Raw genomic sequence first — 15,318 nt, forward strand, 5'->3', positions numbered from 1 at the left:
GCAGAATGCAAAAGGGAAACAACCATGAGCTTCGATCCTGAGACTTTGAGGTATAATGATCAAGGGTTGCTGCCAGTTGTGGCTCAGGATGAGCATAGCGGTGATGTGCTGATGCTGGCCTGGATGAATGCTGAGGCTGTCGTAAAAACACTTGAAACACGACGCGTAACCTATTGGTCTCGTTCACGTTCTGAGCTTTGGGTTAAGGGTGCCACCAGTGGCCATACACAGGAATTGATTGATTTGCGTGTGGATTGTGACCGTGATTGTCTGCTGGCCATCGTGCGTCAAACAGGACCTGCCTGCCACACCAACCGGCGGAACTGTTTCTATACATCCGTCAAAACCGGCGAAGAGGTAGAACTTTTCGCACCCGAAAAGTAGCGCCCCCGGACGGGCCACACCCAAAAGTGAACGGTTTCAGAGCCCGACATGCTTGCGAATGTCGTCAGGCGACAGCCCGTCTGCGCGATATTTCGCGATAGCACGTGCATCATCGCGTTTCGCCAAGCGTTTGCCAGCCGCGTCACGGATCAGCTTGTGATGGTGGTAGATCGGCGTGGGCAAGCCAAGCAGCTTTTGCAACACAACATGAATATTTGTGGCCTCGAACAAATCCTGCCCGCGGATGACATGGGTGATGCCTTGCGCCGCATCATCTATCACAACGGCCAAATGGTAAGCGGCTGTTTCCGTTTCTTTGCGCCCAAGAACAATGTCGCCGACGCCGTCGATCAAACCGTCAGGGCTGATCTGTCTCAGGCCCGCATTGGATGACCCCGTTTCATAAAAATGCAGGCTATCCATTACACCAAGTGCCGCGCGCATGTTGAGCCTTACTGCATCACCGGGCTGCCGCGTTGTCATTTTTCTATTGCGGCAGGTGCCGGGGTAGATCAGGCCATCCGGGTCTAATGGCATTGCCCCTTCCTGCGGGGCGGATAGGGCTGCGGTGATGTCGGACCGGGTGCAGGAACAGGGATAAAGCAGACCGCGCTTTGACAGATGGGCAAGCGCTTGGTCATAGGATGCGAAGCGCTCGGATTGTCGCATCACCGGCTTGGGCCAATGCAGTCCCAGCCATTTCAGATCATCGTAAATCTGCGCTTCCCATTCAGGGCGTGCGCGGGATTGGTCGATATCCTCAATGCGCAACAGGAACTTCCCACCTTGCGCCATCGCCATGTCATAGGCCAGCATTGCCGAATAGGCGTGGCCCAGATGTAGCGGCCCGGTCGGGGAAGGGGCAAAGCGCGTGCGCATGTTTTATGCCGCGCCTTCCGTGATCCCTTCCAACCAATTTGCCCATGCCGCTTTGGCGCGGTCGGTATAAAGCTTGTAGCGGGTCTTGCGATTGCGGCGCCCGCCTTTCGCATCGACCGGTGGGAAGAGGCCGAAATTGACATTCATCGGCTGGAAGGTCTTCGCCTCGGCCCCGCCGGTGATATGCGTGACAAGCGCGCCCATAGCTGTTTCGCGGGGTGGGGTCTGCGTAGGGTGCCCAAGAATTTCTGCCGCAGCAAAGCGACCAGCAAGCAAACCCATAGCAGCGCTTTCGACATAGCCCTCAACACCCGTAAGCTGGCCTGCAAACCGCAGATGCGGTTTTGATCTCAGGCGCATCTGATCGTCAAGCAGTGTGGGTGAGTTGATAAATGTGTTTCGGTGGATGCCGCCGAGGCGCGCAAATTCAGCATCTTCAAGGCCGGGGATCATCCGCAGCACTTCTTTCTGTGCGCCGTATTTCATCTTTGTCTGGAAGCCTACGATATTGTAAAGCGTACCAAGCGCGTTATCACGGCGCAGCTGCACAATGGCATGGGCTTTGATGTCAGGTTGGTGCGGGTTGGTCAGGCCCACGGGCTTCATCGGACCAAAGCGCAAGGTTTCACGACCGCGCTCGGCCATGACCTCGATGGGCAGGCAGCCGTCGAAATAGCCCGCAGTCTCGCCGGGTTTAAACTCAGTCTTTTCTGCGGCGAGCAATGCGTCGATGAAGTGCTCGTAGGTGTCGCGGTCCATGGGGCAGTTGAGATAGGCGGTGCGTTCTTCCTCGGTGTCGCCCTTGTCATAGCGCGACTGGAACCACGCTTTTTCCATGTTGATCGTGTCGAAATACAGGATCGGCGCGATGGCGTCGAAAAAGGCAAGCGCGTCTTGGCCTGTTTCCGCCGCGATGGCCTCTGCCAGTGCACCGGACGTCAGGGGCCCCGTGGCAATGATCCAATGGCCTTCGGTCGGAAGCACTGTGATTTCGTCATAGCTAACGCGAATATTCGGATGCGCTGTCAGCGCGGCAGTGACGCTTTCTGCAAACGGATCGCGGTCTACGGCCAAGGCACCACCGGCGGGCAGGGCGTGTTTGTCTGCGCAGGCCATGATCAGCCCGCCTGCCTGCCGCATTTCCCAATGCAGCAATCCCACGGCGTTCTGCTCATCATCATCGGATCTGAAGGAGTTAGAGCAGACCATTTCGCCCAGATTGCCAGTTCTGTGTGCGAATGTTACGACCTTGGGGCGCATTTCATGGATGACCACCTGCACACCCATATGTGCCGCCTGCCAAGCCGCTTCGGATCCGGCCATTCCGCCGCCAATGATATTGAGAACCTGTGTCATAGCTGCGGTTTAGTGCATGCTATAAAGATATGAAAGGTTGCCCGCCTATGCATTTTAAAATCAGGCGGGCAATTCATGCTTCAGATTGTCTGGTCAGTAGGCCAAAGAAACTTAGGACCCAGGAAAGACATCAAGAATGCCTCGACGACCAAAGGTTGCACCACCTTTGTCGCCAAAGTTGATCTTGAAGCCAACGCCAACGAAAGCTTCATCCGTATCAGCTGTGCCAATATCGAAATTTGTTGTACCTAGTTCTGCGTAAATTATGGCATTATCAACAAACGTATAGTTGCCTCTGAGTGTCAGGGTAGACACATCAGCACCAACATCTATGTCCAGACTGTCAAAATCCAGATCAATACCTATCCGATCATTGAAACTGTAGGCAGAGCGCAGGCCGAATATTGTACCGTCGCCGCTTTCTACATCCCCGACATATCCTTCGAGATCGAACCGGTCGAATGCATAAGCCGCTTCGAGACCGTAGAACTCTGCATCACCAGCGTCGTCAACATCTTCGATGCCGTAGAATGCACCAAACGCCAGTTGCTCAGACGCGTGATAGATACCGTGAACTGTGCCAGTAAGCACATCAACGCCTGATGTATCAAAAGAATGTGTCGCCAGATCACCCTGGATGGCGAAGCTGTCGCCGAAGCCATATTCAAACGAACCTTCGAAAGACGTTTTGTTGAGATCGGACTCATCTGTCAGCTGAGAATACGACAGCTCAATATCGCCGCCAGTGAAGCCCTGAGCCGTTGCCAAGCCAGTGCTCATCAACAGAAAGACAATAGAAAGTTTTGTGGTTATTTGCATGATATCCTCAATTTTTATATTTTTATTATTGTTGAGATTGTAATGGTTTTGAGCAGTTTCGGCAAGTGAATTGGATTATAATTTCGACACAATAATTAAGTTAATACAACTTTGTTTCTTATATTTTCTAACACTTCTAACGGCGCATAGCAGTTATTCGAACCGCAGACTAAGGAAAGAGACCTGCATGCTGATTAGATTTTGTTTGAACATTAACCAAAAGTGAGCCACTTGTGATGTAACGAAAATCGCAAAGCTGACAAGCCGCGCTAATATTGTACAGAAGCGTGGGTCATCTCAAATCTATCTTTGAGCAAAACCAAAACAGGCGGACGCAAATCCAACCCCACCCATCTTGCCGAGGGGCTTGAGCCGCATGCCAATACGCGTTATCGCAGCAACGGTTAATCGCGCGGTGCCCCTATGAAATTCCTCGACCTGTGCAAAGTCTATATCCGCTCTGGCGCGGGCGGGGGTGGAGCCGTGTCTTTTCGGCGTGAGAAATATATCGAATATGGCGGTCCCGATGGCGGTGATGGTGGGGCAGGCGGCGACGTTGTGATCGAGGTCGTGGACGGGCTCAATACGCTGATCGATTTCCGCTACCAGCAACATTTCTTTGCCAAGAACGGCCAGCCCGGTATGGGCAAGCAGCGGACCGGCAAAGATGGTGAGGATATTGTCCTACGTGTTCCCGTTGGGACAGAAGTGCTTGATGAAGGTGAGGAAACAGTTCTGGCCGATATGACCGAGGTTGGGCAGCAATTTGTCGTGGCCAAGGGGGGCAATGGCGGCTTCGGTAATCTGCATTTCAAGTCTTCTACCAATCAGGCCCCACGCCGCGCCAATCCCGGTCAACCGGGGGTCGAAAGGACCATTTGGCTACGGCTGAAACTGATTGCTGATGCGGGGCTTCTGGGGCTGCCTAATGCAGGCAAATCAACTTTTCTGGCAGCGACCTCAAATGCACGACCCAAGATTGCGGATTATCCGTTTACCACCTTGCATCCGAATTTGGGGGTAGTTGGTATCGACAATGCTGAATTCGTGATTGCGGATATTCCGGGCCTGATCGCCGGCGCACATGAGGGACGCGGTATCGGCGACCGCTTTCTTGGCCATGTAGAGCGGTGCTCTGTCCTGTTGCATTTGGTTGATGGGACATCGGAAAGCATTGTTTCTGATTACGAGACAATCATTGGAGAGCTGGAAGCCTATGGCGGACATCTGGCTGATAAGCCACGGGTAACGGCGCTTAACAAGATCGATGCGCTGTCGGATGAAGAACAAGCAGACCGTTTACGTGCGCTTGAAGCGGCGACCGGGGACCATGTCTATGCCATGTCAGGTGTGTCGCGCGAAGGGGTGGATCAGGTGCTGCGCGCGCTCAGGTCCGAGATCAAGAAAGACCGCCAGAGTGCGGCGGAAGAAGAGCCAGAACAATGGCATCCCTGAGCCGGGCCAAACGCGTTGTCATAAAGATCGGTTCTGCTCTTTTGGTAGATCGTAATACGGGCGCTTTGCGCGAGGCTTGGTTGAAAGCTTTGGCCGAGGATGTGGCGCGGTTGAAGGGCAGGGGGCAGGATGTGATCATCGTGTCTTCGGGCTCGATCGCCTTGGGACGCGGGGCGCTTGGTCTGGCGAATGGGGCGCTTGCGTTGGAGCAGTTACAGGCGGCAGCGGCGGTTGGGCAAATCCGGCTGGCCCGCGCTTATGAGGATGCGCTGGCACCGCATCAAATCACCACTGCACAGGTGCTTGTGACATTGGAAGACAGTCGTGACCGCAGGCGCTACCTCAATTCCCGCGCAACTTTGGAACAGCTTCTTAGCCTTGGTGCCGTCCCGATTGTGAATGAAAACGATACCATCGCCACGGATGAAATCAGGTATGGCGATAATGATCGCCTTGCCGCGCAGGTCGCGGTGACGGTGGGTGCGGATCTTGTCGTATTGCTGTCTGATGTCGATGGGCTTTATACCGCAAACCCCGTCGAGGATGCAGCGGCCACGCGCATTGATACGGTCACTGAAATCTCGCCCCGGATCGAGGCAATGGCAGGCGATGCGGGCACGGGTCTGTCGAAAGGTGGGATGAAAACCAAAATCATGGCTGCCAAAACCGCAATGGCGGGCGGGGCGGCTCTGGTTATCACGCAAGGTGCGCCGGATCACGCATTGAAACACCTTGAAGACGAGACCGCTGCGACATGGTTTTTGCCGCAAGAGACACCGCATCACGCCCGCAAGCGCTGGATTGCCGCGATGAAGCCGCAAGGCACACTGATCCTTGACGCCGGGGCCGCAGACGCGCTGAGGCAGGGCAAATCCCTGCTTCCGGCGGGGGTTGTTACGGTACAGGGCAGCTTTGGGCGTGGCGACCCTGTGGCCCTGCAAACCCCGGATGGGGCAACCATTGCCAACGGCCTGACACGCTATTCTTCGGAAGAGGCTACGCTGCTTAAAGGATGCAAATCCAGCCAGATCGAAGATATCCTTGGCTACCCCGGTCGCGCCGCGCTTGTTCACCGTGACGATATGGTGATGTAGACGCTGGGTTTCGACGCGGTGCAGATATTTCTGCTGCGTCGCGTGCCGCCCACTGGACCCGCTTACTATCTTCCCGTAAATGTCCATCAATCCCATATCCTCTGCAAAAGGCTTGAGAGTGATGAAAGACATGGACAACATCCCCGCAATGATGCGCGCTATTGGTCAGGCCGCCAAAGAGGCCGCGGCAGAGCTGTCTTATGCTACAGCCGACCACAAAGAAGCGGCACTTATGGCCGCGGCGGACGTGATTTGGGAAAACCGCGCTGAGATCATCGAGGCCAACCTAAAAGACATGGAGTTTGGCCGTGGCAAGGGGTTGTCGAACGCGATGATGGACCGTCTGATGTTGAATGAGGACCGCATTCGCGCCATGCAGGACGGATTACGCGCGGTTGCACAGCAGAGCGACCCTGTCGGCGAGACTATCGCGGAATGGGATATGCCATCGGGCCTGCATATCAAGCGCGTCCGCACGCCGCTTGGGGTGGTTGGCGTGATTTACGAAAGTCGTCCGAATGTCACTGCCGATGCCGGTGCGCTGTGCCTGAAAGCGGGTAATGCGGTGATACTGCGTGGCGGGTCGGAAAGTTTCCACTCTTCCCAAGCCATTCATGCCTGTCTTGTCGGGGGGCTGAAAGCCGCAGGCTTGCCCGAGGCGGCGATCCAGCTGGTTCCAACCCGAGATCGGGAAGCGGTGTCCGAAATGCTCACAGCGACAGACTACATTGATGTCATTGTCCCACGGGGTGGCAAAGGACTTGTTGGGCTTGTACAGCGAGAAGCCCGCGTGCCGGTCTTCGCCCATCTTGAGGGCATCGTGCATATCTACATCGATAAGGCCGCTGACCCGGTAAAAACGCTGAACGTCGTTTTGAACGCAAAGACGCGGCGGACAGGGATTTGCGGCGCGGCAGAGTGTCTTTTGATCCATGAAGACGTGGCTGACACAATCGGGCAGGGCGTGATCCGTGCGCTTCTGGACAAAGGCGTCACGGTTGATGCAGATATGGCGTTGCAAAAGGTTGATGGCACCACGCCCGCCACCGAGGCCGCTTGGGGACAGGAATTCCTTGATATGGAGATCGCCGCCAAAACCGTCGCGTCGGTCGAGGACGCGATGGCGCATATCCGCACCTATGGCTCCAATCACACCGACTGTATTATGACCGAGGATCAGGCAACCGCTGATCTGTTCCTGAACCGTCTGGACAGCGCAATCCTGATGCATAACGCTTCGACCCAATTCGCCGATGGGGGCGAGTTCGGCATGGGTGCCGAAATCGGTATCGCCACCGGCAAGATGCACGCAAGGGGCCCAGTGGGGGCAGAGCAGCTGACCTCGTTTAAATATATCGTAACAGGTGACGGCACGGTGCGGCATTAAGACGTAACCCGTTGTTCAAAAGTCACTGATTTTGACGCTGGGCAGTCTACGCAATTTATATCACCTGAAACCTTCTCGATAGGCTAAACATTACAGCCAATATTGACGAGAGGAACGATTATGCGTCGGTTAAGTGATATATTCTGGGCTCTCATCAGTGTGGGCGGACTTGGCTATATCGGTTGGCGCATTTTCACGGGCAAGCTGTTTGAAGGTGGTGGCCGCAAGACGCGTGTCTTCATTGATGCACAAAACTGGGCGGTCGATAAGATTGGCACGACCGGGGTGGGTATCGCGTTTATGGCGATTGGCATCATTGCCGCAATTCTCATTATATTGCCAGGTGGTGGTGATGACGACGATGAAGACGCGTAAAATCTGGACAGAACCAAATCCTTGCTGATCACCTACACGCTTCCCATTGCGCAGCTTGCGCGGTCTCGCTACCTGTAACGCATCTCAATCAGCGAGCGCTTTATGACCGATATCCCAAAAAACCTTGTTCGCCGTACAGGCTTTCCCGAAAGTGTCAGCCGCGCTGTGGTCACACCTTTGCAACCCTCGGTTGTCTATGCGTCGCCTGACCCAGATACGTTGGACGCGCAGTATGAAGGTGGCCAATTTGGCTACACTTATTCGCGCGAAGGGCACCCCAATGCCTCCGTTTTGGCGTCAAAAATCGATGCTCTGGAATGCGGCGAGGGTGGCTTGATCACGGCCTCTGGTATGGCCGCAGTGACAGCTACCATGTTGGGATTGTTAGGGCAGGGCGATCATATCATTGGTGGGGATCAGCTTTATGGGCGCAGCTTGCGTATGCTGACGCAAGATCTGCCGCGTTACGGGATTACGGCAACGCTGGCTGATCCCACCGATGCACAGGCGATTGAACAGGCGATCCGCCCCGAGACCAAACTGATCCTTGTTGAGGTCGTCTCGAACCCGACGTTGCGTGTGGCTGACATGGACGGCATCGCGGATATTGCCAAACGTCACAACCTTATCCTTGTTGTGGATAATACCTTCACCACCCCGCGCGCCTATCAGCCATTCGCATATGGGGCAGATGTGGTGATCCATTCCGTAACCAAATTGCTGTCGGGACATTCCGATGCGATGCTGGGTTATGTCTGTGCGCGCGACCCCGATCACCGCGCAGCGCTGGAAAGCACGATTGTCACCCTTGGTTTGACGCCCAGCCCTTATGATTGCTGGATGGCGGAACGGGGCCTGATGTCGTTTCATCTGCGATATGACCGCGCCGAAGAAAACGCCGCAGCGCTGGCTGATCATCTGGCAGGCTTGGCTGGCATCAAACATGTGCTTTATCCGGGGCGGGCAGATCACCCTGACCATAATCGGGCTGGGGCGTTGCTGGGGCCGCGCTTTGGCAACATGGTCAGTTTTGAGCTGTCAGGCGGTCGCGCCATGGCCAATGCCCTGACCCGCGCCATGCCCGATATGGCCTTTGCGCCGACATTGGGCGACATTGGGACGACCGTCAGCCATGCGGCATCCTCGTCCCATAGGGGGCTGACGCCGGACGGGCGGGCAGCCTTGGGGATTACCGAAGGGTTTTTCCGGGTCTCCGTCGGGGTTGAGGATATTGCGCTACTTAAGGATGAGTTTGCCAATGCACTGGCGCAGATTTCGTAAACCCAGAGACCGGGGCTGACTTTCATGGATATGATGGCAATCAAGGCTATTCTGGCGGGGATATCGTTGCCGGTGATGCTGATTGACCGGGATTATCAGGTTTTTCAGGCCAACCCTGCGATGCGGGACGTGTTGGGCTGCAACCCCGAGGGGATGAATGCCGTGGCTTTGCTACGACAGGCACCGGTTCTGGCCGTCATGGATAACGCCATTCGGGATGGGCAGAGCGGGCAGGCGCGGTTTGTGCTGCCCGGCCTTTCGGGCGAGGTCACATATACATTCCGCGCAGCACCTTTGCAGCTTGATGTCGCGCCGCACACCGGTGCCGTGCTCAGCTTTGAAGATAGCGGCCAGCTGGAAGAGGCGGAAACGATCCGGCGGGATTTCGTGGCCAATATCAGTCATGAGGTGCGCACGCCGCTGACTGGTATCTTAGGCTTCATCGAAACTTTGCGCACCAGTGCGAAGGACGATCCGGCCGCGCGCGATCGTTTTCTTGCGATTATGGAGCAGGAAGCCCAGAGGATGAGCCGTATGGTCAGCGATTTGTTGTCGCTTAGCCGCGTCGAGTCTGATGAGCGCGTCCGTCCACGGGAATTGGTGAACCTCAACGGTGTGATCCGGTCTGTAGGGGCCACTTTGGAAGGCAAGCTGAAGGATGCAGATGTTACGCTGGATATTCGCGGCGCAAGCGATGATATGATCATTCAGGGGGACCGGGACCAGCTGATCCAGCTCTATCTGAACCTTATTGAGAATGCGATCAAATATGGCGGGTCAGGTAAGATGATCCGCATTGCGCTGAGCGAGATTGACCATGACCCGACATTGCGCTGCCCTGCGATCCGGGCAGATGTGATTGACGAGGGCGAAGGTATTGATCCGTTACACTTACCCCGCCTGACTGAGCGATTTTACCGCATAGATGACCACCGGTCGCGTGAGATGGGCGGGACCGGACTTGGCCTGGCGATTGTAAAACATATCATCAACCGCCACAGAGGGAGACTGAAAATCACGTCTGAACAAGGGGTTGGCAGCACGTTTTCAGTAATATGCCCTAGGTAACGTGACGACCAGACAATCAAGCATTGCGATTATATATAAGCAAAACCAGCAGTGTCACAAAACTCTTACAAATCTGTCACAAATTTCAGATGCGACTCTCTTAGGTGGGGTTTCATAAGGGGCCTCGTGGTGGGGTCTCGTGTTTTTGAAGTTCAAGGAGTGACGCATGTCGTTCGCCAAAACCGCCGCCTCTGCTGCCCTCATGACCGCGCTTGCTGCAACTGCAGCGCAAGCACGTGATCAGATCCGCATCGTAGGCTCTTCCACAGTATTTCCATTCTCAACCGCTGTTGCCGAGCAGTTTGGCCGTAGCACTGATTTCCAAACGCCGGTCGTTGAATCAACGGGCTCCGGCGGTGGCATGAAGTTATTTTGCGCCGGTGTTGGTACGGATCACCCAGACATTACAAACGCATCGCGCCGTATGAAAGAAACCGAATTTCAGCTTTGCCAGGAAAACGGCGTTACAGAAGTAACCGAAGCTGTAATCGGTTATGACGGGATCGTTGTTGCCAATGCCAAAGGCGGGCCAGAGTTCTCAATCTCACGCGAACAGCTGGTAACGGCTTTGGCCGAACAAGGCCCAAAACCATCCACATGGGACGAAGTTGATCCATCGCTGCCTGCCATCAAGATCGAAGTGCTTGGACCACCCCCATCCTCCGGCACCCGTGATGCATTTGAAGAACTGGTTATGCATGAAGGCTGCGAAGGTGCGGGCATCGAATGCGAAGGCATTACGATCCGCGAAGATGGCGCTTACATCGAAGCCGGCGAAAACGACAACCTGATCGTGTCCAAGCTGGAAGCCAACCCGAACGCCCTTGGCGTTTTCGGCTTCTCGTTCCTGGACCAGAACGCAGACAAGTTGCAGGGCTCTGTTGTGGACGGTGTTGAGCCGACCTTCGAAAACATTGCTGCAGGTGATTACCCTGTATCGCGCAGCCTGTATTTCTACATCAAGAAAGCCCATGTCGGTGTTGTGCCGGGTATTCAGGAATTCGCGAATGAATTCATGTCCGAAGGTGCTGCTGGCGAAGAGGGCTATCTGGTCGATAAAGGCCTGATCCCACTGCCAGAAGACATGTTCAGCACGATTTCCGGCAATGTCACCTCTCTGACACCGATGACCGGTTCTGAGTGGAAGTAAGTAAGTCACGCAAGGCAGGGCGGCCCCGTATCGCCCTGCCTGACACAGCGAATATCACTAAATTCCTTTTGGGGGACGGATGCTGACCTTAGCCTTCCTGACTGTGCTTGGACTTGCCGTCGCATTTTACTTTGCAGCGCGTGGCCGCGCAGTATCCGTAGTTGATGGCAATTTGAGCCAGCTTCATTCCCGCCCAAATTATCATGGATTTCTGGCGTTTCTTGTCGCGGCCCTTGCGGGGTGGGGCGTTCTGGTCGTCATCGGAACGGGTTGGGGTATTGCGATTGAGCGCGGGCTTCTGGCAGATATCCTGACCGCCGCCCCAGAGTTAAGCCCGATTCAAGCAGAGTTGGTTTTGAACGATGCCCATGCGATTGCAGAGGGTGGCATTGCGTCCCGCACGGATGCCTTGCGCGAAGAGATTGCGGTCAAACTGAAAACGCAATCGGCGCTCTATCACTGGGGCAGTTTCGCACTGTCAGTCCTTGTTGCGGGGCTTGCGGGGCTCTGGGCCTTTCGGTCTGTAAGTGCGGACTGGCGCGCCAGAAATCGTTCCGAGACTATCGTGAACCGTATTCTCATGGTCACAGCGGCGATTGCGATCCTGACCACCCTCGGCATTGTGTTGTCACTGATCTTTGAGACGATAAACTTCTTCAACAATATCGAATGGCGGGTCGACAAGTTCCTGTTTGGCACAAACTGGTCGCCGCTTTCCGGGGTTCAGGCCGGGAAGCTTGATCCAAACAAAGTCGGCGCGATCCCATTATTTGCCGGAACCCTTTTGATCACTGTGATTGCCATGTTGGTGGCTGTTCCAATCGGGTTGTTTGCGGCGATCTATCTGTCAGATTTTGCCGGACCGAAAGTCCGCGCCTTGGCAAAGCCCATGCTTGAAATTCTCGCTGGTATTCCAACTGTGGTGTATGGCTTCTTTGCCGCCATCACATTGGCCCCTTTCCTGCGCAATTCAGGTGAAGCCGTGGGGCTGACCATCGCCTCGGAATCCGCTTTGGCAGCAGGGATCGTTATGGGGATCATGATCATCCCGTTTATCTCATCACTGTCGGATGATGTGATCAACTCTGTCCCGCAATCCTTGCGCGATGGGTCTTATGCAGTGGGGGCAACCAAGGCCGAAACCATCCGTCAGGTGGTTCTGCCCGCCGCTTTACCGGGCATTGTGTCTGCCGTATTGCTCGGGATTTCCGTGCCGTTGGCGAGACGATGATCGTTGTGATGGCAGCCGGGCAGGGGGCAAACCTTACGGCAAACCCGCTTGAGGCCGTGACGACCGTAACCGTACAGATCGTCATGCTGATCACGGGGGACACCGAAGCCTCGACGGCTGCCGGCCCCGCTTTCACCCTTGGGTTCACGTTATTCTGTGTGACTCTTTTGATGAACGTGATTGCGCAACGTATCGTGCGCAAATACCGCGAATTATATGATTGAGGCCGCGCAATGGTTGATATGACAGCCCTGACCGATATGCATTCCGGCGATGGTGCGACGGCGCGTATAGAAAGCGCCGCTTGGCCGAAATGCGCCTGAAAGCCTATGGCATTCTGGCAATCTTTCTGGCGGGTGCGGCGCTGGTGGCGTTGCTTTTCTCGGTCGTCACGAAAGCTGCTGGCGCGTTAACCGAAACGTATTTGACCATGCCTGTCACCATCAGTGCGGATGCGCTGGGGCTGGAGGTGGAAGAGGTGACCGACCCGCGCAAGATCCGCCGGGGCGATTTCAGTGGCCTGACCAAAGATGTGCTGAAAGAAATGTTCCCAAGCGCGTCCGGACGGACGATGCGGCGTCAGCTTTATGATTTGACCTCTGCGGGGGCGGCATATGAATTGGCCGATTACGTTTCAGCGAACCCAGGTCTTGTCGGGCAGGACATAAACTACAGGTTTCTCGCTTCGGATGTGACGGATTTGTACCTTAAGAGCGATTTCGGCAAGCTGGTTTCGAAAGAGATCGAAGGCAATTTAACCCTGACCGCCGATGGCGATGAGGACGGGTATATTGTCAGTTCAACCGCAGGGGATTTTCTGGCAGCGCTTGATCGCGTTAAGGAAGGGCTGGTTGTTGAGGCGGATGCTTTGCGCCGCAAAGCCAACCTTCAGGACAATGGCGTGGTCGAATTTCAACGCCGCGCAGAGGCGGCGGAAGATGACGCGACACGCACGCGCAACCTGGAACTGGCCGAACAGCGCGCAGCACAACGCGATACGCTGATTGCGCAAGCCGACGATCTGGATGCCCGCGCCATTGCTGAAGGCGGCGATGAGGAACTGACAGATATGAACCGCACAGTGCTGATCAGCACGGCGGGCGGCTGGCTGAAGATGACCCGTATCACCCCCACAGGGGGATATGCCGAACCGATCATTCCCCTAGAGCGCGAGGTCACAGCAACCAATTCGTGGAAACTGTTCACGACTGACCTGCCACAAAATGCGCGTAAGGTGACGGACAATCAGATCGTCTGGATCGAAACCCTGAAAGCGCAGGGGCAGATCGATACTGTCTTAAATACGCGCTTCTTTACCGCTGGTGATAGCCGTGAGCCTGAATTGGCTGGTATCTGGGGCGCCGCCGTGGGATCATTCTGGACAATGATTGTCACATTCGCACTTGCCTTTCCAATCGGCGTTCTGGCTGCAATCTACCTTGAGGAATTTGCCCCCAAGAACAAGATTACCGATTTCATCGAAGTGAACATCAACAATCTTGCAGCCGTGCCGTCCATCGTCTTCGGCCTGCTTGGGTTATCTGTGTTCCTTGGCGTCTTTGGCGTGCCGCGATCTGCGCCTTTAGCGGGCGGTATCGTGCTGGCCCTGATGACGTTGCCAACGATCATCATCGCTTCACGTGCGGCAATCCGCGCCGTGCCGCCATCGATCCGGGATGCGGCGGTGGGGCTTGGCGCATCGCCCTTACAAGCCACATTCCACCATGTATTGCCGCTGGCCATGCCCGGCATTCTGACCGGAACAATCATTGGTATGGCGCAAGCTTTGGGTGAAACCGCGCCGCTGATCATGATCGGCATGGTAGCCTTCATCGTCGACATCCCAAGCGGCATAACCGACAGCGCAAGCGTTCTGCCGGTACAGGTCTTCCGCTGGTCGGATTTTCCCGAACGCGCTTTTGAGGCCCGTACAGCCGCTGCAATCTGTGTGCTACTGGGCTTTCTGGTCGTAATGAATGCAATAGCAGTGTTCCTGCGCAAACGCTTTGAGCGGCGCTGGTAAGGAGGTAGTGTGATGAACGATATGCGCGCGATGGAGCAAACGATGTCCAATGAAATCAAGATTTCCGCAAAGGGCGTAGATGTATTCTACGGCGATACCCACGCAATCAAGAATGTAGATGTCGAGATCGAGAATAAAGCCGTCACGGCATTTATTGGCCCATCGGGCTGCGGGAAATCAACTTTTCTGCGGTGCATCAACAGGATGAACGACTCAATTGATATTTGCCGTGTCATGGGGGATATCTTGCTGGAAGGCAATGATATTTATGCCAAATCCGTTGATCCCGTACAGCTTCGTGCCCGTGTCGGGATGGTGTTTCAAAAGCCTAACCCGTTTCCCAAAAGTATATATGATAATGTGGCTTATGGGCCAAAGATTCATGGGCTTGCCAAGAACAAGGTGGAACTTGATGAAATTGTTGAGAAATCACTGCGTCGGGCTGCGATTTGGGACGAGGTGAAAGACCGCCTTGATCAACCCGGCACCGGTCTTTCGGGGGTCAACAGCAACGCTTGTGCATCGGTCGTGCCATCGCCACAGCCCCAGAGGTTTTGCTGATGGATGAGCCATGCTCGGCCTTGGACCCGATTGCCACAGCACAGGTTGAGGAGCTGATTGATGAGCTGCGTGCAAGCTACACAGTGGTTATCGTGACCCATTCCATGCAGCAGGCAGCACGGGTCAGCCAGAAAACCGCATTTTTTCACTTGGGCGAACTCGTCGAATATGGCGATACCCCTGACATCTTCACCAATCCCGTGGACAGCCGCACGGAAAGTTACATCACCGGTCGCATCGGGTAGGAGACACATA

Annotated in this window: 14 protein-coding genes and 1 pseudogene; 12 read left to right on the forward strand and 3 right to left on the reverse strand. The window is 55.2% G+C overall.

Translation table 11 applies throughout. From position 1 onward, the window contains the following. The first annotated feature begins 24 nt into the window (after positions 1–24). Positions 25–384: a phosphoribosyl-AMP cyclohydrolase gene (gene hisI / locus ACZ1HF_RS03845; protein WP_472656259.1), complete on the forward strand. Its 360-nt coding sequence runs from the start codon at positions 25–27 to the stop codon at positions 382–384. Between the two features lie 36 nt (positions 385–420). Here the strand turns inward: hisI and gluQRS are convergent, their stop codons facing one another. The 3 genes from gluQRS to ACZ1HF_RS03860 form a co-directional block, all read right to left on the reverse strand. After that, positions 421–1,263 (reverse strand): tRNA glutamyl-Q(34) synthetase GluQRS, encoded by an 843-nt coding sequence (gluQRS, locus tag ACZ1HF_RS03850; protein WP_472656260.1) that lies wholly within the window; start codon positions 1,261–1,263, stop codon positions 421–423. Positions 1,264–1,266: 3 nt separating this feature from the next. Beyond that, positions 1,267–2,619 (reverse strand): methylenetetrahydrofolate--tRNA-(uracil(54)-C(5))-methyltransferase (FADH(2)-oxidizing) TrmFO, encoded by a 1,353-nt coding sequence (gene trmFO / locus ACZ1HF_RS03855; protein WP_472656261.1) that lies wholly within the window; start codon positions 2,617–2,619, stop codon positions 1,267–1,269. 111 nt (positions 2,620–2,730) lie between these two features. After that, entirely contained in the window at positions 2,731–3,438 is a 708-nt protein-coding gene (locus ACZ1HF_RS03860) for a hypothetical protein (RefSeq protein WP_472656262.1), read from the reverse strand. Between the two features lie 423 nt (positions 3,439–3,861). Here ACZ1HF_RS03860 and obgE point away from each other — a divergent pair, with 423 nt between their 5' ends. The 11 genes and pseudogenes from obgE to pstB all read left to right on the forward strand — a co-directional run bounded on the left by obgE (position 3,862) and on the right by pstB (position 15,308). Next, positions 3,862–4,893, forward strand: a complete 1,032-nt coding sequence (gene obgE, locus ACZ1HF_RS03865) for a GTPase ObgE (RefSeq protein ID WP_472656263.1) — start codon at positions 3,862–3,864, stop codon at positions 4,891–4,893. Continuing rightward, positions 4,881–5,987: a glutamate 5-kinase gene (gene proB, locus ACZ1HF_RS03870; protein WP_472656264.1), complete on the forward strand. Its 1,107-nt coding sequence runs from the start codon at positions 4,881–4,883 to the stop codon at positions 5,985–5,987. Before obgE ends, proB begins: the two co-directional genes overlap by 13 nt. A 121-nt stretch (positions 5,988–6,108) precedes the next feature. Beyond that, a complete protein-coding gene (locus tag ACZ1HF_RS03875) occupies positions 6,109–7,374 on the forward strand; it encodes a glutamate-5-semialdehyde dehydrogenase (RefSeq protein ID WP_472656265.1) in 1,266 nt (421 codons plus the stop codon). A gap of 120 nt (positions 7,375–7,494) precedes the next feature. After that, positions 7,495–7,749 carry a hypothetical protein gene (locus ACZ1HF_RS03880; RefSeq protein WP_472656266.1) on the forward strand — a complete coding sequence of 85 codons (255 nt, stop codon included), beginning with the start codon at positions 7,495–7,497 and terminating at the stop codon, positions 7,747–7,749. A gap of 102 nt (positions 7,750–7,851) precedes the next feature. Further along, on the forward strand, positions 7,852–9,030 hold the full coding sequence (locus tag ACZ1HF_RS03885; RefSeq protein WP_472656267.1) for a trans-sulfuration enzyme family protein: 1,179 nt from the start codon (positions 7,852–7,854) through the stop codon (positions 9,028–9,030). 24 nt (positions 9,031–9,054) lie between these two features. Then, positions 9,055–10,098 carry a sensor histidine kinase gene (locus tag ACZ1HF_RS03890; RefSeq protein ID WP_472656268.1) on the forward strand — a complete coding sequence of 348 codons (1,044 nt, stop codon included), beginning with the start codon at positions 9,055–9,057 and terminating at the stop codon, positions 10,096–10,098. A 166-nt stretch (positions 10,099–10,264) separates the two neighbouring features. Continuing rightward, entirely contained in the window at positions 10,265–11,248 is a 984-nt protein-coding gene (locus ACZ1HF_RS03895) for a PstS family phosphate ABC transporter substrate-binding protein (protein WP_472656269.1), read from the forward strand. A gap of 79 nt (positions 11,249–11,327) precedes the next feature. After that, positions 11,328–12,479 (forward strand): phosphate ABC transporter permease subunit PstC, encoded by a 1,152-nt coding sequence (gene pstC, locus ACZ1HF_RS03900; protein WP_472656270.1) that lies wholly within the window; start codon positions 11,328–11,330, stop codon positions 12,477–12,479. Further along, positions 12,476–12,703 carry a hypothetical protein gene (locus ACZ1HF_RS03905; RefSeq protein WP_472656271.1) on the forward strand — a complete coding sequence of 76 codons (228 nt, stop codon included), beginning with the start codon at positions 12,476–12,478 and terminating at the stop codon, positions 12,701–12,703. The genes pstC and ACZ1HF_RS03905 overlap by 4 nt, the downstream gene beginning before the upstream one ends. 89 nt (positions 12,704–12,792) lie before the next feature. Next, complete coding sequence (gene pstA, locus ACZ1HF_RS03910; protein ID WP_472658975.1) at positions 12,793–14,502, forward strand: phosphate ABC transporter permease PstA; 1,710 nt, start codon at positions 12,793–12,795, stop codon at positions 14,500–14,502. A 12-nt stretch (positions 14,503–14,514) separates the two neighbouring features. Beyond that, a pseudogene (gene pstB / locus ACZ1HF_RS03915) lies at positions 14,515–15,308 on the forward strand (phosphate ABC transporter ATP-binding protein PstB). Positions 15,309–15,318 lie beyond the last annotated feature (10 nt).

It is taken from the genome of Litoreibacter sp. GN1-5 (genome assembly GCF_055693805.1).

Coding starts and splice junctions, on each gene's coding strand:
- ACZ1HF_RS03890 (WP_472656268.1), top strand. CDS start 9,055: ATGGATATGATGGCAATCAAGGCTATTCTGGCGGGGATATCGTTGCCG.
- ACZ1HF_RS03885 (WP_472656267.1), top strand. CDS start 7,852: ATGACCGATATCCCAAAAAACCTTGTTCGCCGTACAGGCTTTCCCGAA.
- ACZ1HF_RS03895 (WP_472656269.1), top strand. CDS start 10,265: ATGTCGTTCGCCAAAACCGCCGCCTCTGCTGCCCTCATGACCGCGCTT.
- pstA (WP_472658975.1), top strand. CDS start 12,793: ATGCGCCTGAAAGCCTATGGCATTCTGGCAATCTTTCTGGCGGGTGCG.
- pstC (WP_472656270.1), top strand. CDS start 11,328: ATGCTGACCTTAGCCTTCCTGACTGTGCTTGGACTTGCCGTCGCATTT.
- trmFO (WP_472656261.1), bottom strand. CDS start 2,619: ATGACACAGGTTCTCAATATCATTGGCGGCGGAATGGCCGGATCCGAA.
- ACZ1HF_RS03860 (WP_472656262.1), bottom strand. CDS start 3,438: ATGCAAATAACCACAAAACTTTCTATTGTCTTTCTGTTGATGAGCACT.
- hisI (WP_472656259.1), top strand. CDS start 25: ATGAGCTTCGATCCTGAGACTTTGAGGTATAATGATCAAGGGTTGCTG.
- ACZ1HF_RS03880 (WP_472656266.1), top strand. CDS start 7,495: ATGCGTCGGTTAAGTGATATATTCTGGGCTCTCATCAGTGTGGGCGGA.
- obgE (WP_472656263.1), top strand. CDS start 3,862: ATGAAATTCCTCGACCTGTGCAAAGTCTATATCCGCTCTGGCGCGGGC.
- gluQRS (WP_472656260.1), bottom strand. CDS start 1,263: ATGCGCACGCGCTTTGCCCCTTCCCCGACCGGGCCGCTACATCTGGGC.
- proB (WP_472656264.1), top strand. CDS start 4,881: ATGGCATCCCTGAGCCGGGCCAAACGCGTTGTCATAAAGATCGGTTCT.
- ACZ1HF_RS03875 (WP_472656265.1), top strand. CDS start 6,109: ATGAAAGACATGGACAACATCCCCGCAATGATGCGCGCTATTGGTCAG.
- ACZ1HF_RS03905 (WP_472656271.1), top strand. CDS start 12,476: ATGATCGTTGTGATGGCAGCCGGGCAGGGGGCAAACCTTACGGCAAAC.